The organism is Parafrankia irregularis, from assembly GCF_001536285.1.
GTDB classification, from domain to species: Bacteria; Actinomycetota; Actinomycetes; order Frankiales; family Frankiaceae; genus Parafrankia; species Parafrankia irregularis.
In genome coordinates this window covers 334,531-354,589 of sequence record NZ_FAOZ01000006.1, presented here as the reverse complement: position 1 = coordinate 354,589, position 20,059 = coordinate 334,531, and the positions used below count along the sequence as shown (strand labels likewise).

Annotated in this window: 19 protein-coding genes; 9 read left to right on the top strand and 10 right to left on the bottom strand. The window is 72.0% G+C overall.

From position 1 onward, the window contains the following. Nucleotides 1-263: 263 nt before the first annotated feature. Nucleotides 264-446 (top strand): type II toxin-antitoxin system HicB family antitoxin, encoded by a 183-nt coding sequence (locus AWX74_RS12640; protein ID WP_165615594.1) that lies wholly within the window; start codon nt 264-266, stop codon nt 444-446. A 76-nt stretch (nt 447-522) separates the two neighbouring features. Here the strand turns inward: AWX74_RS12640 and AWX74_RS12635 are convergent, their stop codons facing one another. Further along, a complete protein-coding gene (locus AWX74_RS12635; RefSeq protein ID WP_091275441.1) occupies nt 523-1,236 on the bottom strand; it encodes an alpha/beta fold hydrolase in 714 nt (237 codons plus the stop codon). A gap of 237 nt (nt 1,237-1,473) precedes the next feature. Here AWX74_RS12635 and AWX74_RS12630 point away from each other — a divergent pair, with 237 nt between their 5' ends. Further along, complete coding sequence (locus AWX74_RS12630; RefSeq protein WP_165615578.1) at nt 1,474-2,367, top strand: SDR family oxidoreductase; 894 nt, start codon at nt 1,474-1,476, stop codon at nt 2,365-2,367. Between the two features lie 63 nt (nt 2,368-2,430). Here AWX74_RS12630 and AWX74_RS12625 read toward each other — a convergent pair whose 3' ends face one another. Continuing rightward, nucleotides 2,431-3,678: an MFS transporter gene (locus AWX74_RS12625; RefSeq protein WP_207550301.1), complete on the bottom strand. Its 1,248-nt coding sequence runs from the start codon at nt 3,676-3,678 to the stop codon at nt 2,431-2,433. A gap of 88 nt (nt 3,679-3,766) precedes the next feature. On the opposite strand from AWX74_RS12625, the gene AWX74_RS12620 reads away from it, so the two are divergent. Further along, nucleotides 3,767-4,246, top strand: coding sequence for an RrF2 family transcriptional regulator (locus tag AWX74_RS12620; RefSeq protein WP_091275436.1), 480 nt, complete (start codon nt 3,767-3,769; stop codon nt 4,244-4,246). Between the two features lie 89 nt (nt 4,247-4,335). On the opposite strand, the gene AWX74_RS12615 is transcribed toward AWX74_RS12620, so the two are convergent. The 6 genes from AWX74_RS12615 to AWX74_RS12590 all read right to left on the bottom strand — a co-directional run bounded on the left by AWX74_RS12615 (nt 4,336) and on the right by AWX74_RS12590 (nt 10,677). Further along, nucleotides 4,336-5,169, bottom strand: a complete 834-nt coding sequence (locus AWX74_RS12615) for a TetR/AcrR family transcriptional regulator (protein WP_242666202.1) — start codon at nt 5,167-5,169, stop codon at nt 4,336-4,338. A gap of 441 nt (nt 5,170-5,610) precedes the next feature. Next, nucleotides 5,611-6,708 carry an NAD-dependent epimerase/dehydratase family protein gene (locus AWX74_RS12610; protein WP_091275433.1) on the bottom strand — a complete coding sequence of 366 codons (1,098 nt, stop codon included), beginning with the start codon at nt 6,706-6,708 and terminating at the stop codon, nt 5,611-5,613. A 4-nt stretch (nt 6,709-6,712) separates the two neighbouring features. Beyond that, nucleotides 6,713-7,825, bottom strand: coding sequence for an NDMA-dependent alcohol dehydrogenase (locus AWX74_RS12605; RefSeq protein ID WP_091275431.1), 1,113 nt, complete (start codon nt 7,823-7,825; stop codon nt 6,713-6,715). 58 nt (nt 7,826-7,883) lie between these two features. Beyond that, a complete protein-coding gene (locus AWX74_RS12600; protein ID WP_091275428.1) occupies nt 7,884-8,489 on the bottom strand; it encodes an EthD domain-containing protein in 606 nt (201 codons plus the stop codon). Further along, nucleotides 8,489-9,655 carry a steroid 3-ketoacyl-CoA thiolase gene (locus AWX74_RS12595; RefSeq protein WP_091275425.1) on the bottom strand — a complete coding sequence of 389 codons (1,167 nt, stop codon included), beginning with the start codon at nt 9,653-9,655 and terminating at the stop codon, nt 8,489-8,491. Before AWX74_RS12595 ends, AWX74_RS12600 begins: the two co-directional genes overlap by 1 nt. Nucleotides 9,656-10,098: 443 nt before the next feature. Beyond that, entirely contained in the window at nt 10,099-10,677 is a 579-nt protein-coding gene (locus AWX74_RS12590) for a TetR family transcriptional regulator (protein ID WP_207550300.1), read from the bottom strand. A 129-nt stretch (nt 10,678-10,806) separates the two neighbouring features. Between AWX74_RS12590 and AWX74_RS12585 the strand changes: the two genes are divergently transcribed. Next, on the top strand, nt 10,807-11,925 hold the full coding sequence (locus tag AWX74_RS12585; RefSeq protein ID WP_091275422.1) for an LLM class flavin-dependent oxidoreductase: 1,119 nt from the start codon (nt 10,807-10,809) through the stop codon (nt 11,923-11,925). 107 nt (nt 11,926-12,032) lie between these two features. Here AWX74_RS12585 and AWX74_RS12580 read toward each other — a convergent pair whose 3' ends face one another. Then, nucleotides 12,033-12,998, bottom strand: coding sequence for a TIGR03619 family F420-dependent LLM class oxidoreductase (locus AWX74_RS12580; RefSeq protein WP_091275419.1), 966 nt, complete (start codon nt 12,996-12,998; stop codon nt 12,033-12,035). Between the two features lie 104 nt (nt 12,999-13,102). Between AWX74_RS12580 and AWX74_RS12575 the strand changes: the two genes are divergently transcribed. The 5 genes from AWX74_RS12575 to AWX74_RS12555 all read left to right on the top strand — a co-directional run bounded on the left by AWX74_RS12575 (nt 13,103) and on the right by AWX74_RS12555 (nt 18,592). Then, on the top strand, nt 13,103-14,062 hold the full coding sequence (locus tag AWX74_RS12575; RefSeq protein ID WP_091275415.1) for a hypothetical protein: 960 nt from the start codon (nt 13,103-13,105) through the stop codon (nt 14,060-14,062). 115 nt (nt 14,063-14,177) lie between these two features. After that, complete coding sequence (locus AWX74_RS12570) at nt 14,178-15,407, top strand: cytochrome P450 (protein ID WP_091275795.1); 1,230 nt, start codon at nt 14,178-14,180, stop codon at nt 15,405-15,407. 182 nt (nt 15,408-15,589) lie between these two features. Next, nucleotides 15,590-16,321 carry an SDR family NAD(P)-dependent oxidoreductase gene (locus AWX74_RS12565; RefSeq protein WP_050796006.1) on the top strand — a complete coding sequence of 244 codons (732 nt, stop codon included), beginning with the start codon at nt 15,590-15,592 and terminating at the stop codon, nt 16,319-16,321. Between the two features lie 538 nt (nt 16,322-16,859). After that, nucleotides 16,860-17,984: a nitronate monooxygenase gene (locus AWX74_RS12560; protein WP_091275411.1), complete on the top strand. Its 1,125-nt coding sequence runs from the start codon at nt 16,860-16,862 to the stop codon at nt 17,982-17,984. A 50-nt stretch (nt 17,985-18,034) separates the two neighbouring features. Continuing rightward, nucleotides 18,035-18,592 carry a MarR family winged helix-turn-helix transcriptional regulator gene (locus AWX74_RS12555; RefSeq protein ID WP_091275407.1) on the top strand — a complete coding sequence of 186 codons (558 nt, stop codon included), beginning with the start codon at nt 18,035-18,037 and terminating at the stop codon, nt 18,590-18,592. Between the two features lie 357 nt (nt 18,593-18,949). Here AWX74_RS12555 and AWX74_RS12550 read toward each other — a convergent pair whose 3' ends face one another. Then, a complete protein-coding gene (locus AWX74_RS12550; RefSeq protein ID WP_242666201.1) occupies nt 18,950-20,014 on the bottom strand; it encodes a zinc-binding dehydrogenase in 1,065 nt (354 codons plus the stop codon). Between the last annotated feature and the right edge of the window lie 45 nt (nt 20,015-20,059).

Sequence of the window (20,059 nt, the reverse complement as noted above, 5' to 3'; positions counted from 1 at the left end):
CAGGCATGCCGCCTTACCCCCACCGATCCGGCCATAGTGAGATCACCCTAGCCGGCGACCACCAATACGCGCAGAGTGGTTGCGCTACGCGCAAAAGAAGCCCTGCGGGTCTGGTGTCTCCACCGCGTCCTGTCACGCATGCGCGCCCTCGGTAGTCCGGCTGTTCGGTGCGGTCCGGCCCGGGGCGAATGCGGCCAGGTGTGGATCTGGAGCGTGATCGTGACTACTGCGAGCCTTGCGGCCGGCGGCGTACAGTGAGCGCCATGAAGCGGATGGTCCAGATCCCCTACGAGTTGGAGCAGGAGGACGACGGCACCTGGGCAGCCCATGCGTCGTTTCCCAACGGTGGTGCGCACGGGCTCGGTGATTCTCCCGAGGAAGCGGCCGCTGATCTCCACGAGGCCGTGAGCCTGGTCATCGACGTGTTCGGCGTTCCACCGGGCTGACAATCGTGCCGGACGTCGCCTAATGCGACCTCTGGCGGCCTGCTGCGGTTCAGTTGGACTAGTGCAGCCTGCGCAATCACACCCCGAGCAGGTAGCGCGCGAGCGCTTCGGGCTGTGACAGGGCGAGCAGATGGCCGCCTGGCAGGACGTCGGCGTCGATGCCCAGCCGGACCCGTGCCACCTGGCGCTGGAACTCCACCGGGAAGAACCGGTCGTCGGCGCCGGCGACCACGCGGATCAGGACCGGCGGCCATCCGCCGAACGCACAGGCGGAACCGAACACCACGTCATCCTCGGGGCGAGGATCCGCCGAGATCGCTGCCGCGTCGTCCTCGGACAGGTCGTGCAGAAAGTATGTCTCGAGGTCGAACTCGGGGCTGTAGCCGCCGCGCTCGGCCGCGGTGGCGCAGGCCTGGGGCTGGCCGGTGCTGTCCCACCAGGCGCCCGGAGTCTCGCCGGGGACGGGGATCATCGCGTTCACGAACACGATCGCGCGCACGGGAACCAGCTCGGCGACCAGCGGCGCCGTGAACCCGCCGAGCGACTGCGCGACCAGCACCACGTCAGGTCGTCCTTCCACCGTCGCACCGATCGCCGCCTCGACCACGGCGGCGTACTCCGGCAGCGCCGCGCCCGGGTCGCCCCCAGGCAGATCGACGGCGACCACCTCATGGCCTGCCGCGCGCAGCAACGGTACGACCCGGTGCCAGTAGATCCCCGCGCCACCGGCCCCGGGGATCAGCGCGAACGTCCGCCGCCGTCCCGGCACCTGCTCGTCCATCTCGGTCATTTCACCCAGACCCTTCCTCGGTTTCCCCGCCTTCCTGGTAGACCCCGGCTCGGGGCGCGAATCATCGGTCAGGCAGGGCGAAGCCAGGAATCGGGCATGGATGGGGCGCGCGGCGTGAAGGTCGCCGCGTACCAGGCGGCGACCTCCTCAGCACCCGAGCGGTAGCCACCATCGCCCGGGATCATCCGGCGTCCGTGCGGACCCGACCGGATGGTGCTTGGCTGGGTCGGTGCAGAGATGCCAGCCAATGCCGAAGGCACAGCCAGCGTGGGCCTGATCGCTGTGACCGGCGCATCCGGGCGGCTGGGTGGTCGCGTCGCGCGCCGGCTCGCCGCGGCGGGTGTCGCGCAGCGTCTGGTGGTCCGGGATCCGGCGCGCGCGCCAAGCCTGCCTGCCGCTTCCGTCCTCCGGGCGTCGTTCGACGAGTCGGACAACGCACGCGCCGCCCTGGCCGGGGTCACGACGCTGCTGATGGTGTCCGCCGCGGAGACCCCGGACCGGGTCCAGCAGCATCAGACGTTCGTCGACGCGGCGGCCGCCGCCGGCGTTGAGCATCTGGTGTACATCTCGTTCTACGGCGCGACGCCGACCTGCACGTTCACGTTGGGGCGCGACCACGCCGCCACCGAGCAGTACATCCGTGACGCGGGCGCCGGAATGAGGTTCACCTTCCTGCGCGACAACCTCTACGCCGATTTCATGACCGCTCTGGTCGGCTCGGACGACGTCATACGGGGCCCGGCCGGGAACGGGCAGGTAGCCCCCGTCGCCCAGGACGACATCGCCGACGCCGCCGCGGCGATCCTGCTCAACCCGCTCCCACACGCCGACCGGACCTTTTCGCTGACCGGCCCGGAGGCGCTGACCCTTGATGAAGTGGCCGCTGTTATCTCCGAAGCAGCCGGTCGGCGGATCGTCTACCGTCCCGAGACGGTCGACGAGGCGTACGCCTCCCGCGCCAGCTACGGGGCACCCAGGTGGCAGGTCGACGCCTGGGTGTCGACGTACACGGCCATCGCCGCGGGTGAACTCGCCACCGTCACCTCGGACGTGCCAGAGCTGACCGGCCATCCGGCGACCTCACTCGCCGACCTTCTCCGTCAGGGCCGTTCCGCCTACCCGGCCGACTGACCGCCCGCAAGCCGTTCTTCCGTGCCTCGAAAGGGCGTCAGGAGCTTGGATGCGGCGTGTCGTTCAGGCGGATGGGTGGTGTTGGGCCTGGGCGATCCGTCTCGGTGAGAGGCGGGCGATGGGCAGGAGCATCAGCGCCGCGACGGCGGCGAGCAGGCCGAAGCCGAGCTGGAAGTCGCCGGTGGCGTCGCGCAGCCCGCCGACGACGACCGGGCCGGCGGCGGCGCAGGCGTAGCCGATGAAGAACGCCATGGCACTGAAGCGCCCGGCCTGGGCGGCGTCCCGGCTGGCCGCCACCGGGAGGGTCATCACCAGGGTGAACAGGCCGCCGTGCCCGACGCCCATGGCGACGATCCAGAGCCAGGCGCCCGCTTCCGGGCTGAGGGCGAAGCCCAGGAAGCCGATCGCGGTGAGCACCGTGGTGGCGGCCAGGCCGGCGCGCCTGTCCTGCCGTTCGCCGTGCAGTGCCGGCACGGCCAGCATCGCCGCGACCTGAATGGCGATCATGGTGGTCAGCATGAGGCCGGCCTGCGACTCGCTTCGTCCGCCGTCGTCGTGGAGCAGGGGCGCGATCCAGGCCAGCTCGCAGTAGTACAGCGCCGAGTTGCCGGCCGACACGGCGGTGATCCGCCATGCCAGTCGGGAGCGCCAGGGCAGGCCGGAGGTGGCGATGCGCTTCGGGTCACCCGCCTGCTCGAGCCGAAGCGATCCTTTCGCCGCTGACCACAGGAGCAGGCCCGCGACCGCGAGGATGGCCCAGAACGCCAGTGCGGCCGGCCACGAGTCGAAGGCGTCGGCGAGCGGTGTGCTCACCCCCGCCGCCACCGCGCCGCCGAGGCCGAGGCCGGTGGTGTAGATGCCAGTCACCAGGCCGGGCCGGTCGGCGAAGCGGGTCTTCACCACGGCTGGCAGCAGGGTCTGGGAGAGCGCGATGCCCATGCCGACCGCGGCGGCACAGACCAGCTGCAGCCAGGCGGACTGGCCGAGCCCGCGGGCCGCGGTGGCGAGGCCGACGACGGCCAGCCCCAGCAGAACGCCTCTGTGCAGCCCCCACCTGCGCCCGACGGCGACGGCCAGGGGCGCGCACAGCCCCATGGCCAGTGTGGGGATGGTCGTCAGCAGCGACACCTCCGTCGCCGACAGGCCCAGATCGGCGCGGATCCGGTCGACGAGGGGGGAGAGCGCGGCGATCGCCGGGCGGAGGTTCACCGCGGCCGCGAACAGGGCGATCACCGCGAATCCAAGCGCGGCGGGGGCATGTCGAGGTTGGGCGGCGACCGCGACCTTCGGCCGATCCTGAATCTCGGACACCAGCTGGACCTCCATCTCGGATACTTCCTGTCCGCGTTTATAGCAGAGTCGCGGACGTTTTCTATCCGGGATAGGTAGGCTGGTTGCCGTGAAGCTGTCCAACGGCGTCGAGTGGGCGCTGCACTGCTGCGTCTCGATAGGGCAGAGCAAGGCCCCGGTGCCGGCGGCACGGCTCGCCGAGCTGCACGGCGTCGCGCCGGCCTACCTCGCCAAGCATCTCCAGGCGCTCTCACGGGCCGGCATCGTGAGATCCACTCCGGGCCCGACCGGCGGGTACGCCTTCACTCGACCCGCCGCGCAGATCACCGTCCTGCAGGTCGTGCAGGCCATCGACGGCCCCGAGCCCGCGTTCCGCTGCACCGAGATCCGCCGGAACGGCCCGCTGGCCGTGCCCGATGATCAGTGCTCCGGGCAGTGCGCCATCGCCCGGGCGATGGCAGCCGCGGAGCAGGCGTGGCGTGACGCGCTGGCCGGCGTCTCCATCGACGACCTCGGCCGGGGCATCGACGAGGACAGCTCGGGCACCGCGATGCGCGCCGTACGGGAGTGGCTGGCCGACGCGCGATAGCCGGATGCGGCGCGGTCAGCGGTGCCGGAGCGGCCCGCCTTGGCCCGGTGCGGTCAGAGGTGCTGGTGTGGTCAACGGCGCCGGTGTGGTCAGAGGTGCTTGGGGACGCGTGGGCCGACGACGCCCCAGAAGACCAGCCTGGTCATGGCTTCCCGCATCTCGTCGATCGGGATCTCCCATGCCTCGAAGCCGGCCCGGTGCGAGGCCACGTGCGCGAGCATGGACACCAGCGCCCCGGCCATCGCCATCGGGGCGACCTCCGCCACCCGGCCGGCCCGGGTCTGCGCCTCGGCGATGACCGCGGCGAGGGCGCGGGTGATCTCGTTGAGCATGGCCACCCGCACCCGGCGGAAGCGCTGGTCACCCTCCTCGGTGAGCAGGTCGACGACGCGGAGCACGGGCTGGTGGTGGGCCCAGAACGTGAGGATGCCGTCCACGAGGGTGCTGGCGTTCTGCCAGCCGGCGGCGCCCCGCCACGGCCGCTGGTCGACGAGCTCCGACAGCTTCGCGCCCTCGGCGGCGACCTGGTCGGCCAGCGTCAGCATGGCCGCCTCGATGTCGACGAAGTACTGGTAGAAGGTGGCGGCCGAGGTGCCGGCGGCGCGGCCGATGTCGGCGACCGTGAGCTCCCGGTACGGCGTGGTGCGCAGCAGCTCGTAGGTCTGGTCGAGCAGCCGCTGCCGGGTCGCCATGCCGCGCCGGCCTGGAACCCGCCCGTCCGAGGCGCGAAGAGTGTTCACCGCCGTGCCGATACCCGGGGTGCCGATACCGGTGGTGCCGATACCGGTGGCGGCCACGCCCGGGGTGCCGACGCCTGCGGTGCCGGTACCAGCTCCGGAGCCCGCGTCGACGACGGACGCCGGTGTGGTCTTGATCGCCGCGGTGGCGACCGCAGGGGTCTCGCGCACCGGGGTCTCGACCACCGGGGGGACCGCGACGGCAGCGTCAGCTCTGCGCACGTAGCAAGCGTACTGGCGGTTTCTGGCGACCCGTCAGATTCGCGTTGTGACGCCAGCCACCCTGTGCGCCGATCTCGTGCACCCAGGCGACCGGCGGTGCCCTTGGAGGGGCGGACCATGCCGGGCGCGCCTCGGGGCGGCGGCGAGGCCGGATCGTGTGGCGGTGCCATCCGCCGCATGGCAACCAACCGGGGATCCCGCGCTGCGGCACATCGCCGCCAGTGCGCTAATAGGGCAAACAGGGCGCAGGGTCGCTTGATGGTCCGCAAGAAGTGAGGATTTCGGTTGCTGTCGCGACCATAATCCTCACTTCTTGCTCTCGGCAGCGGCGGCGGCAGCGGCGGCGGCAGCGGCGGCGGCGGCAGCGTCGGAAGCCCGGGGCTCGGGATTGTGGCCGCGGGCCAGTCAGACGGGCGCGGGGCCGGGGCCGGGGCGCGCCGACGGCTGGTGCTCGGGACGCAGCAGGTCGGGGCGGCGTGCGGCCACGCTGCGGCGCAGCCCCTCGCGCCAGTCGACCCGGGCGTGCCCGGCCAGGATGTGCATGGTCGTCAGATCGAGCACGACCCCGCGCAGGTTCTCCGGCGACTGCTCGATGACCGGGGTCAGACCGGTGAGGGCGGCCAGTTCGGCGCACCATTCCTCGACGCTGACGGCTTCGTCGCCGGCCCAGTTCACGACCGTCGCCGGGACGTCGGCCGCGGCGAGCAGCGCGGGCACCATCGCCACGATGTCGTCGTCGTGGATCAGCTGGTAGCGGCTGGGGCCGTCGGGGTGCACGGTCACCGGCATGCCGGCGGCGATCATGTCGAGGTGGTAGAGGGGGAGACCACCGAAGGGCCCGTACGGCATGTTCAGGCGGGCGATCGTCGTCGGCAGCCCGAAACGGGTGGCACCGTACCGGGCCGCCCCCTCCGCGGCGATCTTGCAGACACTGTAGGTGGCCAGGAACGGCAGGACATGGTGGCTGTCTCCGAGCCGGTCGCCCTCGGCGAGGGGCCGGACCGCCCCCGCCGGCCCACAGCCACCCGCTTCCGCCGGGCCACCGTCGCCCGCCCGCGCACCTGCCTCCGCCGGGCCACCACCGCCCGCGCCTGCCGGCCCGTTGCCGCCGGCGCTCCGCGCGCTCTGCGCGTCACCCGCGTCCGCGTACACGGCGCCGGAGGAGCAGTGCAGGAAGGAGCGGGCGGCGGCGTAGCGCTCCATGAGCGCCAGGGTCCCGCCGACGTTTCCGTCGAGGTCGACGCCCCACCGGTTGCTCTTGACCACGCCGAAGTGGAGCACGTGGTCGACCTGCTCGGGCAGGGCGGCGAGGCCGTCCCGCCCGGCTGTCACCAGGTTGACCGGTACGCAGCGCACACCGGCAGCGGTCAGAACGTCGCGGATGCCGCTGTCGCGGAAGCGGGCCGCGCCGTAGACGGTGTGCTCCCGGGCGAGGGCGGCGGCCAGGGGCCTGGCGACCTGCCCGGTCACCCCGGTGACGAGGATCGTGCTGCCGGTGCGCATGCCGTCAGTGCCCGTGCAGGATGACGCCGCGGATGTTGCGGCCGGCCCGCATGTCGTCGTAGCCGGTGTTGATCTCGTCCAGGGTGTAGCGGGTGGTGATCAGCTCGTCGAGCTTGAGCTGGCCGGACCGGTAGAGGGACAGCAGCCGGGGGATGTCGGCCTGCCCGTTCGACGCGCCGAACAGCGTGCCGCGCAGCTCCTTCTGAAAGATGGTCAGATCGAACAGGGACAGGGTCACCTCGGTCTCGACGGCCGGCGCGACAGCGGTGACGACCGCCCGCCCGCCCTTCGACACGAGCCCGAGCAGCGGCGCGATCTGGTCACCGCGGGCCACGCCGACGGTCAGGATCGCCGCGTCGGCCATGACGCCCCTGGTCAGCTCGCGGACGAGCTCGGTGGCCTGCGCCATCGACGGGCTGGTGTGGGTCGCCCCGAAGACCTTCGCCTGGTCGCGCTTGAACTCCACCGGGTCGACCGCGATGATCAGCTCCGCGCCGGCGATCCGGGCGCCCTGGATCGCGTTCATGCCGACCCCGCCGGCGCCGACCACGACCACCGCCTCCCCGGGGCGCACCCCGGCGGTGTGCACGGCGGAGCCGAAACCGGTGGGCACCCCGCAGGCGACCAGCGCGGCGGCGTCCATCGGCAGGTCATCGTCGATCCTGATGACGGACGCCTCGTGCAGCACGGCGTACTGGCTGAACGTGCCGAGGAAGCACATCGTCGTGACGTCCTTGCCCCGGGCGTGCAGCCGGGACGTCCCGTCGACGCCGACACCCATCATCAGCGACCCGCCGAGGTCGCACAGGTTCGTCCGGCCGGTGGCGCACCAGCGGCAGTGCCCGCAGCTGGGCATGAACATCACGACGACGTGGTCACCCGGGCGGACCCGGGTGACGTTCGGCCCGACCTCCTCGACGATCCCCGCGCCCTCGTGGCCGGCGACCATCGGCAGGACCGACGGCATGTCACCGGTCGCCAGATGGTCGTCGGAGTGGCATAAGCCGGCTGCGACCACCCGGATGAGCACCTCACCGGCCTTCGGCGGGTCGAGGTCGACCTCCTCGACGCTCCATGGATCACCGACGTTCCAGAGCACTGCGGCCTTCGTCTTCATCTGCGGACCCGCTTTCTGTGCGGTCGGCGCCGGATCGCGGCGCGGTTGTCTCGCTGGGTCAACGAATCTTCTGGACGTACTCCCCCAGAAGGTAGAAGTCGGCGGCGTAACGGTCCACGTCTGCGCCGGGCCTCAGGTGCACCAGATCGACTGAACGCAGGTCCGGGCCTTCACCGATCGTTTTCAGGACGTCATATCTGAGGTGGTCCCGGACGAGTTCGTCCGGTGGGTCCGGCATCGGCCTGGCCGGGCCGCCGTCACCCAGCTCGAGCCGGGCCAGCGTCACGCCCGGCGAGCGGGTGCCCGGCACCTGTTCCTCCAGGCCACCGGATCGGTCGGTGGCCCGCAGCACGGTGCGGCGGACCTGGTAGATCGGGAAGGGGGCGAGGAAGTTCAGCGAGTCGGTGATGACCTCGACGGCGTCCTCGGGGGAGGTGAAGCCGCGGTCGGGGTCGAAGAAGACGTCGGCGGAGGGGGTCACGATCTCGGTGACGGCGTCGACGGGGACGGGGCCGTGCCCGTCCTCGGTCAGCCGGATGACATACCGGCCGGTCGCCGTCGACGTCCGGATCGCCAGCGGCACGTGCACGTCGAGGTAGTGGTGGCGGAAGGCGTCGACCGTCATGCCCGCGCGCCGCATGAACAGGAACAGCAGGATGTCCATCACGACAGCCGCTCGATGATCGTGCCGGTGGCCAGCGCTCCGCCGGCGCACATCGACACCAGGGCGGTGGTGCCGCCGGAGCGTTCCAGCTCGTGCAGCGCGGTGGTGAGCAGCCGGCACCCGGTGGACCCGACGGGATGGCCGAGCGCGATCGCGCCGCCGTTGACGTTGACCCGGTCCAGGTCGGGGCGCAGTGCCCGGGCCCAGGAGAGCACGACGGCCGCGAACGCCTCGTTGACCTCGAACCGGTCGATGTCGGCGACGGACATCCCGGCCCGGTCGAGCACCCGCCGGCTGGCGGCGATCGGGCCGTTGAGCAGCAGGTACGGGTCGTCACCGACGAGGGCCTGGGCGACGATCCGGGCCCGGGGCCGCAGCCCCAGCGCCCGCGCGCGGTCGGCGTCCATGATCAGCAGGGCGGCGGCGCCGTCGGAGATCTGCGACGACGTCCCCGCGGTGTGCAGGCCGTCGGGCAGTACGGGCCGCAGGGCGGCGAGCTTCTCGACGGAGGTGTCGCGCAGCCCGCCGTCGATCTCGACGGTGACCGACTCGCCGGTCGGGTCGCCCGCGTCGTCCAGCACGGGTGCCTCCAGCGGGGCGACCTCGGCCTTGAACCGGCCCTCGGCCCAGGCGCGGGCGGCGAGGGCCTGCGAGCGGGCGCCGAACTCGTCCAGCTCGGCGCGGCTGACGCCGGCGCCGCGGGCGATGCGGTCGGCCGCGGTGAACTGGTCGGGCAGGCCGCTGTCCCAGCCCGGCGGGCGTGGTACTCCGGGGCCGCCCTGCACCGCCGCGCCCAGGCCCACCCGGCTCATGGCCTCGACGCCGCAGGCGATGCCGGCGTCGATCGTGCCGGTGGCGACCAGCCCGGCGACGAGGTGGGCCGCCTGCTGCGAGGAGCCGCACTGGCAGTCGACCGTGGTGGCGGCCGTGGTGGTGGGCAGCTCGCTGGCCAGCCAGGCGTAGCGGGTGATGTTCGACGCCTGCTCGCCGGCCTGGGTGACGCAGCCTCCCACGACCTGCTCGACGCTCGCGGGGTCGAGGCCGGCGCGTTCGAGGACCGCGCGCTGCGTGTGGCCGAGCAGGTGGGCGGGGTGGACACCCGCCAGCGCCCCGCGCCGTCGGCCGATGGGTGAGCGGGTCGCCTCGACGATCACTGGATTCGGCATGGGACGCCTCTCGGTCGTCGCCGGCTGCCACCGGCGGATCGGCGCCCTCCAAACTAGTACGTGTTCTAGTTCTCGGCAATCATCATCTGATGGGCCGTCAGGAGTTCTTACCAGTCGTGGTAGAACACGTTCTCGTCGGAGCGGTGGCGTCGAGGGTGTGCGCGGACTCGGTGCCGGCGCCCGACCGTCGGGGCACGACTTCTCGGTTGCGATCCCGGGTCGAGTCGCGTTGCTGGAACGCGATCCTCACCCGCCCGACCGTGACCGGGGGCTTCCGGCGGGGTTTGGTCACTGCCCGCTCTCACCTGAGAACCATGAGGCGTCGGAGGGGGCGGGGCGTGGAAAGAGTGAATGATTCTGGTCGTCCTGACAGCCAGGATCCTTCACTCTTGTCCGGAAGCAACACCAGGCGTGCTCGCGGCCCGGCTCTGCGGGCGGCGGTGCTAGTGGACGAGCTCGCGGACGACCAGTTCCAGGTCGTCGAGCACCTGCCGGGCCTTGGTGCGGCCGGACAGCCACTGGATCTCGCTGACGAACCACACCTTGGCGATCAGGCCCGCCACCGCGATGTCCCGCGGGGACGGATCGCCGTCCTCACCGCGCATCATGCGAATGATGATCGAGTTCATCCGCTGGGTGACCTGGTCGACCTCGGCGGTGGCCGACGCGTCCGCGAACATGACCGCCCGGACCAGCGCGCCGGCCAGGTTCGGGTCCCGCTGGAAGACCTTGGTGGCGCGGCTGAGGACGGCCAGGATCCGGTCCGCCGGGGTGAGGCCCGCCATGCGCTCGGCGGACGGCAGCCGGATGCCGTCGATCTCGCGGGCCATCGCGGACACCAGCAGCTGCACCTTCGACGGGAAGTAGCGGTACAGCGTCCCGAGCGCGACCCCGGAGCGCTCCGCCACCGCCCGCATCTGCACGGCGTCGTAGCCGCCCTCGGACCCGAGCGCGACGGCGGCGTCCAGAATCCGCTCCCGCCGTGCTCGCTGGGCGGGCCTGTCCAGCCCGTCACTGTCCACGGGGGGCGGAACCGCCGGTGACGCCATGGACCGGAGCGTACCCGTGATCAGCCCGAACCCGGGTGCGGACATCCGAGCAGCCGGCAATCCATCCGCAACCAGGACATAACACCATCCAGGAGGATTGTTGTGACCGCTGATCTGGCACTCGGCCTGATGCTCGGCTACTGGCCGGCGGTGCCACCGGACGATCATCTGGAGCTGACACTCGCCGCCGAGGAGTACGGCTACGCGTCGGTGTGGACGGCCGAGGCCTACGGCTCCGACGCGATCAGCCCGCTGGCCTGGCTGGGCTCGCGGACGAGCCGGATCACGCTCGCCACCGGGCTGGCACAGCTGTCCGCCCGCACGCCGGCCTGTCTCGCGATGACCGCGGCGACCCTGGACCACCTGTCCGGTGGGCGGTTCCTGCTGGGGCTCGGCGTGTCCGGCCCGCAGGTGGTCGAGGGCTGGTACGGGCAGCCCTTCGCCCGGCCGCTCGCCCGAACCCGGGAGTACGTCGACATCCTGCGGGCGGTGTGGCGCCGCGACGCCCCGGTCACCAGCGACGGGCCGCACTACCCGTTGCCACTGCGGTCGGCGCCCCCGTCGGCGCCGCCGTCGGCTGCGGCCGGAGCCGGAGCCGGGGCCGGAGCCGGGGCTTCGGGTCTGCCGCCGGCGGGCGCTGGCCCGGCGCGGGGCATCACCGGGCTCGGCAAGCCGCTGAAGATCACCACGCATCCGCTGCGGCCGCGGATCCCCGTCTACCTCGGCGCCGAAGGCCCGGGGAACGTGGCGCTGGCCGCCGAGATCGCCGACGGCTGGCTGCCGATCTTCTACCATCCCGAGCGCGGGCCCGCGGCGTACGCGGCGGCGCTGGCCGGGGCGCCCGCCGACTTCTCGATCGCCTGCCCGGTGACGGTGGTCGTGGACGACGACGTCGAGGCGGCGTTGCTGCGCATCAAGTGGACGCTGGCGTTCTACCTCGGCGGCATGGGCGCCAAGGACGTCAACTTCCATGTGGACGTCGTGTCGAGGTTCGGTTTCGGCGACGCCGCCGCGCGGGTGCAGCAGCTGTTCCTCGCGGGGGAGCGGGAGGCCGCCGTGCGGGCCGTCCCGGACGAACTCGCCGACGGCATCGCGCTGGTCGGGCCCTGGGCGCGGATCCGGGAGCGCCTCGAGCTGTGGCGGGCCTCGCCCGTCCACACCCTGCTGATCGGCGGCGTCCGCGACCCGCAGGCGCTGCGGAAGCTCATCGAGCTGCTCTGACTCGGGGGAGGGCGTCAGGGGTCAGCGGTCAGCAGGCCGGCGGCCAGGGGCGAGCAGGCAGAGGACCAGCGGTCAGGCAGCCAGGGGGTTGACGGCCGGGGCGGTGGTCAGGGGGCCAGCAGGGGCCCCACCTCGGAGCCGAAGGCCGCGATCTGATCGATCAGCTCGGCCGGGCCGCGGCTGGGGAACCGCACCTGCAGGTGGTCGACGCCGACATCGCGGTAGCGGCGCAGGTGCTCGGCGAGCCGCGCGGGCGTCCCGGCCCGGCAGGGGCGGCCGACGTCCCAGGTCGGCTGGCCGAGGTGCAGCCAGTCGGTGATCGCGCCGATGTCGCAGGGCTGGGTGACGCCGGCCGCGGCGCGTTCGGTGCGCAGCAGCTCGACCAGCGGCGGCAGCTGGTCGAGCGGGGTGCCCTGGGGCAGCCACCCGTCGCCGAGCCGCGCGGCCCGGCGCACCGCCGCCGGCGACGAGCCGCCGACCCACAGCGGCGGGCGCGGGTCCTGCACCGGCCGGGGCGCGAGCCCGAGCTGCCCGTCGACGGTGAAGCTGTCGTTCGCGACCGTGGGGAACTCGGTGCGCAGGGCCGCGTCGACGACCTCGATCGCGTCGTCGAGCATGCGCCCGCGGTGGGCGAAATCCAGCCCCAGGCCGGCGAACTCGTCCGCGACGTGCCCCGCGCCGACCCCGAGGATGACCCGGCCGGCGGAGAGGCGGTCGAGGGTCGCGAAGGCCTTCGCCGTCACCAGCGGGTGCCGGTAGGCCAGGTTGTAGACGTGGCTGAGCAGCCGCACCCGGGTCGTCGCCGCGGCCAGCCAGCTCAGGGTCGCGACGGAGTCGTACCAGGTGGTGCCCATGGCGGCGGCGAGCTGGCGGGGGATCGCGACGTGGTCGCAGACCGCGACGTAGAGGAAGCCGTGCTCATCCGCCGCGCGGGCGATCGCCGCGAGGTCGTCCGGCGTGGCCGTGGCCTCCCAGGGCTCGGCGAACAGGCTGCTCTGCGCCTGGATCGGCAGCTGGATCCCGAAGGCGAGTGCCCCGCGGGGCACGACGGACGGGCCGCGAGAGACGATCATGGCAGCAGAGTGTATTCAAAGATTTTCTGACGGGTCACCAGATTCCGTGCTTGAGTGGACCGCGTTCCGGGCCGACGCGCGCCCGGGGCGGAGGGAGTTCAGCCGTGCCGGACGACGCGGTGGCAGATTCCGTCGACAGCCCCGACTCCGACAGCCCCTACTCCGTGCTTCCCGCCGCCGGCCCGTACGGCGTCGCCATCGGCTCCGCGCTGATCACGATGGTGGAGCCGCATCCGGGCGCGGAGGCCGAGTACAACCGCTGGTACGAGGACGATCACTTCTACGCGGGTGCCATGGCGATGCCCTGGATGTTCGCCGGCCGGCGCTGGGTGGCGCCCAGGGCGCTGCAGGCGCTGCGCGAGCCGGCCGACTCGGCCGTCGCGCGGCCGCTGGAGGCTGGCAAGTACATCGCGGTCTACTGGCTGACCCGCGGCCGCCACCGCGACCACATGCGGTGGACCGTCGCCACGAACCAGCGGCTCAACGCGGACGGACGCATCTTCCACCGGCGTGACCACGTCTTCACCGCGTTCCAGGACTATCTCGGCGCGGTGTATCGCGACGGCCGCGGCGGTGCGCTCGATATCCACGCGCTGGACCATCCGTACGGTGGCCTGGTGGTCGAGGTCGTCGACGCGGTGGGCGAGGCCTTGGTGGATGAGGCCGCGGCTGGCACGGCTGGTGCGACTGGCGTGGGTGACGCGGCCGGCGTGGCTGGTGTGGGTGGCGTGGGTGGCGCGGCCATCTCCGCTCTCGTCGACTGGCTGCGCGCCGAGCGCGCGCCGCGGGTGCTCGCGCCCGGTGGCGCGGTGGCGATGGGCCTGCTGTTCACCCCGTTGCCGCTGCCCGAGGACCGGATGGCCTATGTGGACCAGGTCGCCGGTCTCGGACGCCGCCTGACCGTGCTGTGGTTCACCGAGACGACGCCGGCGCGGTGCTGGGCGCCCGGCTTCACCGCGGCGGCCGCGGACTGGGAGAAGTCGGGCCTCGGTCGGCTGGAGCTGCTCGCCCCGTTCGTCCCCACCCTGCCCGGCACGCAGACCTACGTCGACGAGCTTCGCTGACCCGCTCGGCCCGTCCGGCCCCAATGCTGTTTCTGATATTGCGTCAGGAAACGAGACGAGAGAACCTGTTCTAGTTTTGAGCTTGGCGGACGAGACGGATCTCGGAGGTCCCGACATGTCGCTCGACCAGATCGATGTCTACGATCCCGGCCGCTACGTCCAGGGTCTGCCGCATGACGAGTTCAGGATCCTGCGGGCCCAGGCACCGGTGTTCCACCACCGCGACCCGGAGCGCGAGGCCGGCTTCTGGGCGGTGACCCGGCACGCGGACGTCGTGCACATCTCCCGCAGTCCGGACCAGTTCTCGTCCAACCGGGAGACCTGCCTGCTGCCCGAGCTCACCCCGGAAGCCCTGGCCGAGCAGCAGCTCATGATGGTCAACCAGGACCCGCCGGAACACACCCGGCTGCGCAGCCTGGTGAACCGGGGCTTCACCCCGCGCATGATCGGGCGCCTCACCGAGAAGATCCGGACCTCCTGCGAGAAGATCGTCGACCGCGCGATCGAGGCCGGTGAGGGCGACTTCGTGAAGATCTGCGCGGCGGAGCTGCCGCTCGTCGTGATCGCGGAGCTGATCGGCGTCCCGCACGAGGACAGGCACCGGCTGTTCAACTGGTCGAACCGGATGCTGGCCAGCGACGATCCCGAGCTGTCCGCCGACGCGGCCGACCAGCAGGCCGCCGCGATGGAGGCGTACGCCTACGCGAACGAGCTGGGCGCGGCGCGGCGCGGCTGCCCGGCCGACGACATCCTGACCAAGCTCGTCACCGCCGACGAGAACGGCCACGAGCTGTCCGAGATGGAGTTCGACCTGTTCTTCATCCTGCTCATGGTCGCCGGCAACGAGACCACGCGAAATGCCATCTCCGGTGGCATGCAGGCGCTGCTGGACCATCCCGAACAGTGGGAGAAGCTCAGGGCGGGCAGGTCCGACCCGGCGGTGCTGACCAGGGCGGCGGACGAGATCGTCCGCTGGGTCAGCCCGGTGATGGGCTTCCGCCGCACGACCACGACCGACGTGGTGCTCGGCGGCCAGCCGATCGCCGCCGGTGAGAAGGTGGTCATGTACTACTCGTCGGCGAACTACGACGAGTCGGTGTTCGCCGACCCCTACCGTTTCGACATCGGCCGCGACCCGAACCCGCATGTGGGCTTCGGTGGCGGCGGCCCGCACTTCTGCCTCGGCAAGCACCTGGCGATGCGAGAGATCGAGCTGATGCTCGAAACGCTGGTCACCCGGCTGGACCGGGTCGAGCCGATCGCCCCCGCCCGCCGCCTGCGGTCGAACTTCATCAACGGCGTGAAGGAAATGCCGGTCCGCTTCGTGCCGGAGCGCGCCGAGTGAGCGGCGAAATCTCCGGCGGTGCTGGCGCTCCTGGTGCTGGTGCTCCTGGTGCTGCTGGTGCTGGTGCTGGTGCTGGTGCTGCTGGTGCTGGTGCGGCTGGCGCTGGCGGTGCTGGCGCAGTCGGCGGCGGTCCCGGTGGCGGATTCGGCGGGGCTGGTGGTTTCGGTGGTTTCGATGGTGCGGTGGCGATCGTCACCGGCGCGGCGCGCGGCATCGGCGCGGCGACGGCGCACCGGCTCGCCACCCGCGGCGCGACGGTGGCCTGCCTGGACGTCCGGATCGACCAGGCGGAGAAGACCGCCGCCGGCATCGTCGAGGCCGGCGGCGCGGCCCGCGCCTTCGCCTGCGACGTCTCCGACGAGGAGTCGGTGGCGGCCGCCGTCCGCGCCGTCGAGGATGACCTGGGCGCACCCAGGGTGCTCGCGAACGTCGCCGGGATCGGCTGGTTCGCGCACACCGCGGAGCAGCCCCTCGCCGACTGGCGCAGGATCATCGACGTCAACCTCACCGGAACCTTCCTGATGAGCCGGGCGTGCCTGGCCGGTTTCCTGGCTCGTGACGGCGGCACCATCGTCAACGTCGCGTCCAGCGCCGGGCTGCGCGCCCAGCCCTACAGCGCCGCCTACTGCGCGTCCAAGGGTGGTGTCGTCATGCTCACCAAGGCGCTGGCCTGGGAGTACGTCAGCAGGAACATCCGGGTGAACGCGGTGGCACCCGGCGGCATCGACACCGACATCATCGCCGGCTTCATGCCGCCGGAAGGGGCGTCGATGAAGCTGCTCGGCAAGCTCACGGTGCCGGGGGGCTTCGGTGAGCCGGACGACGTCGCGCGCGTCATCGCCTTCCTGGCATCCGCCGAGGCCAGCCTGATGACCGGGACGATCGTCCCGGTCGACGGCGGAATGACCGCCTGAGAAACAGCAGGTCCGAAGCCCGGGGGACGCTCGACCGCCCACCGGGAATCCCACCCCGCCGCGCAGCGCCGAAAATTCACGACAAGTGAGACAAAATGGATGCAGAGTGATTTGACAACTCGCAAGAAAGAAGGATTCTGGTCGCCAGAACGACCAAAATCCTTCACGATTCGGTCGCGCCGTCCGGCCACCGCGTTCAGGGATTCAGCCGCGTTCGTGGAGTGCGAGCCGTGCGAACCTCGCCCGCATGGCCGCCTGTCAGCCGTGATCGGCATCATTCGCCCGGTGGTAGCGGCAGCCCGAAGCCGCGGTTCGGGAATCTGAGGATTCTCGTCGTTCCCGCGACCAACCTCGTCAGATCTTGCTCGGCGGCAACGGCCGCTCGGAGCTCGGGATTCTGCTGTGCATTCCCGAGCGACCAGAGGCGGCGGATCTTGCTCGGCGGCTGTGCCGGTCGGGATGACGGCATTCCGGGGCCTTCCGTCGCCCTCAAAAACATGCTTGTATACATGCAAGTTAATTCTCCTGAGGAGGGCGCATGGCCCGTACTCCTGTCTGTGACCTGCTCGGTATCGAGTTCCCGATCTTCGCCTTCTCGCACTGCCGGGACGTCGTCGCGGCGGTCAGCAGAGCGGGCGGGTTCGGGGTGCTGGGGGCGCTCGCCTTCAACCCCGAGGAACTCGAGGTCGAACTGGCCTGGATCGACGAGCACGTCGACGGCCGGCCCTACGGCGTCGACATCGTCATGCCGAACTCGTACGTCGGGAAGGGAGGCGGAGCGGAGATCACCAGGGAGAAGATGGTCGAGCTGGTGCCCGACGAGCACCGCCGCTTCGCCGAGTCCGTCCTGGCCGAACACGACGTCCCGCCGCTGCCCGCGGACGCGGCTGCCGGGGGTGATCTGAAGGCGGCCGGGCTCGGTATCGAGCAGGAGGGCCCGGGGCAGGTCGAGGTGGCCCTCAAGCATCCGGTGAAGCTGCTGGTCAACGCGCTGGGGCCGCCGCCGGAGGAGGTCATCGACCGCGCTCACGCCCAGGGTGTGCTGGTGGCCGCGCTCGTCGGCGCGAAGCGGCACGCCGTCAAGCAGGTCGAGATGGGCGTCGACATCATCGTCGCCCAGGGCACCGAGGCGGGCGGGCACTGCGGCGAGGTCAGCACGATGGTCCTGGTGCCCGAGGTCGTCGACGCGGTGGGGCCGGGCGTCCCGGTGCTCGCCGCCGGCGGGATCGGCGGCGGCCGGCAGATCGCCGCCGCGCTCGCGCTCGGCGCCCAGGGCGCCTGGACGGGCTCGGTGTGGCTCACCGTCACCGAGGCCGACACCGCCGAGCCCATCGTCGAGAACCTGCTCGCGGCCACCTCGCGGGACACGGTGCGTTCCCGCGCGATGACGGGCAAGCCCGCCCGGCTGCTGCGCAGCGCCTGGACGGACGCCTGGGAACGCGAGGACGCCCCGAAGACCCTGCCGATGCCGCTGCAGGGCATTGTGTGGGGGGAGGCGTCGCGCCGCTGGACCCGCGCCGGAACGAAGGCGCTGAGCGGCTTCCCCGTCGGGCAGATCGTGGGCAGCCTCGACCGCCGGCGCCCGACGGCCGAGGTCATGCGCGAGATGGTGGAGGAATGGATCGAGACGACCCAGCGGCTCGGGGCGGTGCTGGAGGACTGACCGGCGGCCTCGACAGCGACCGAAGTGGGGACAGCGACGGCGTGGACTGCGTGGATGCGAGCCGAGAGCCGGGGTCGGACCGGGAGCCGGGGTCGGATCAGGAGTCGGGGTCGGATCAGGAGTCGGGGTCGGATCAGGACCTGGCCCGCATCCACGAGTTCGTCGAGCTGGTCGGGCTGGCCGCGCGCAGCCCGCGGCAGCGGGAGCGGATGCTGCGGGCCGCCGGCGCACCGATCACCGGCGCGAGCCTCACCCTGCTGCGATGGATCGCCCGGCACGGCAGCGCGACGTCCTCCGACCTGGCCCGCTGGCTGGATCTCGACCAGTCGACGGTGAGCCGGCAGCTGCGGCCGCTGGAGGAACATCGCCTGGTCAGCCGGTCCGCGGACGGGACGGACCGGAGGGTGGCCCGACTCGCCCCGACCGAGCACGGTGAGGCGCTGCTGGCCGCCGTCCGCGAAGTGGGCCTGCACGACATCGGCGTGGCGCTCGACGGCTTCACCGCCGCCGAGCGCCGGCAGCTCGCCGAGCTTCTCGACCGCATGCGGCTGGGGATGCTGGACGCCCAGGTCGACCCGACCGGCCGCTCGGTCCCCCCGGCGCGCTAGTCCTGTGTCGTCGAATTCCAATCATCGTTCGCTGTCGGGAAAGGCTCGCGGATTCCGGCCACCGGAACGGCCCGTCACAGGATTCCGGGCTTCGGCTGTCGCGGCTGTCGCCGCTGTCGCTGCTTCTGAGCAGGAAGTGAGGATTTCGGCTGCTGCAACAACCAGCATCCTCACTTCTTGCGGACGGTCAATTGGCTCTCCGCCCTTTTTGTGGCTGTTGGGGTGAAATCCTGGCGCGGTGTAACGGCGCGGGATCCCGGTGGGTCGCCGCGTGGCGAGCGGCGGCTCTCCGAGTCGCGGCTTCTAGCTGGTGCTGCTGCCGAGCAGTTGGTGCTGCTGCCGAGCGGGAACGTCGGTTCAGGTGGGCGGGATGACCACGGCGCGGCCGTGTAGGGCGCCGGCGGCCAGGGCGGCGTAGGCCTCGTCGATGTCGGCCAGGCTGAACCGGTCGACGAGGGGGCGGATGCGGCCCGCCTCCGCGAGCGCGATCACGTCCTGGAGGTCGGCGATGGTCGACCCCTGGAAGGTGAAGATCTCCGCCTCGCGGGGCAGGGTTCCGTACCAGCCGCGCCGCAGGGTGCCGCCGGCCGCTCCGACCAGGCCGAAGGCGCCCGCCGGGGCCAGTGCGCGCAGGCCGGTGGCGATGCTGGCGTCGGTCCCGACGAAGTCGAGGACGACGTCCGCCGCCTGCGCGCCGCAGACGTCGGCGAGGTCGGGTGTGGTGTCGGCGGTGATCCCGTCGATGGCCTCGTCGGCGCCCAGTTCGCGGGCGAGCGCGCGGCGTCCCGCGGAGCGGTCCACCGCCACCACCTGGGCGGCGCTGAGCGCCTTCAGGTGCTGGATGGCGAACGCGCCGAGGCCGCCCGCGCCGAGGACCACGGCCCACGATCCCGGGCCGAGCCGGGGGAGTGCGCGGCGAACCGCGTGGTACGAGGTGGCGCCGGCATCGGTCAGCGGTGCGGCCTCCACCGGGTCGAGCGTGGTCAGCGGGACGACTCCGCGCCCGGCCGGCGCGATCACGTACGGGGCCAGCCCACCGTCCCGGCCGTAGCCGCGGCCCGCCAGGCCGTCGGGGCAGGCGCTGTCCAGCCCGCGCAGGCAGTAGCGGCAGCGCCCGCAGGAGGCCGGTGACACCAGCGCGACGGGCGTGCCCGGTGCGGCCGTCGCCGCGGCTGCCTCGTCGCCGGCGTCGGCGATCCAGCCGGCGATCTCGTGCCCGAGAGTGAACGGCACCCGCCAGCCGAGCGTGGCTCCGATCTCCGCCGGTATCTGATGCATGGTCAGATCCGAGTGGCACAGTCCGTTGCCCGCGACCCGCACCAGGACTTCCCCCGGGCCCGGTCGCGGGACCGTGATGTCCACCAGTGTGGGCTGCTGGAGCCAGTCGGTGAGGCGGTAGGCGGGCATGCTGGCCTCGGGCACCGCGACCCCCTGGATGTCGGCTTTCCTGTTTTCTGATGATCAGTC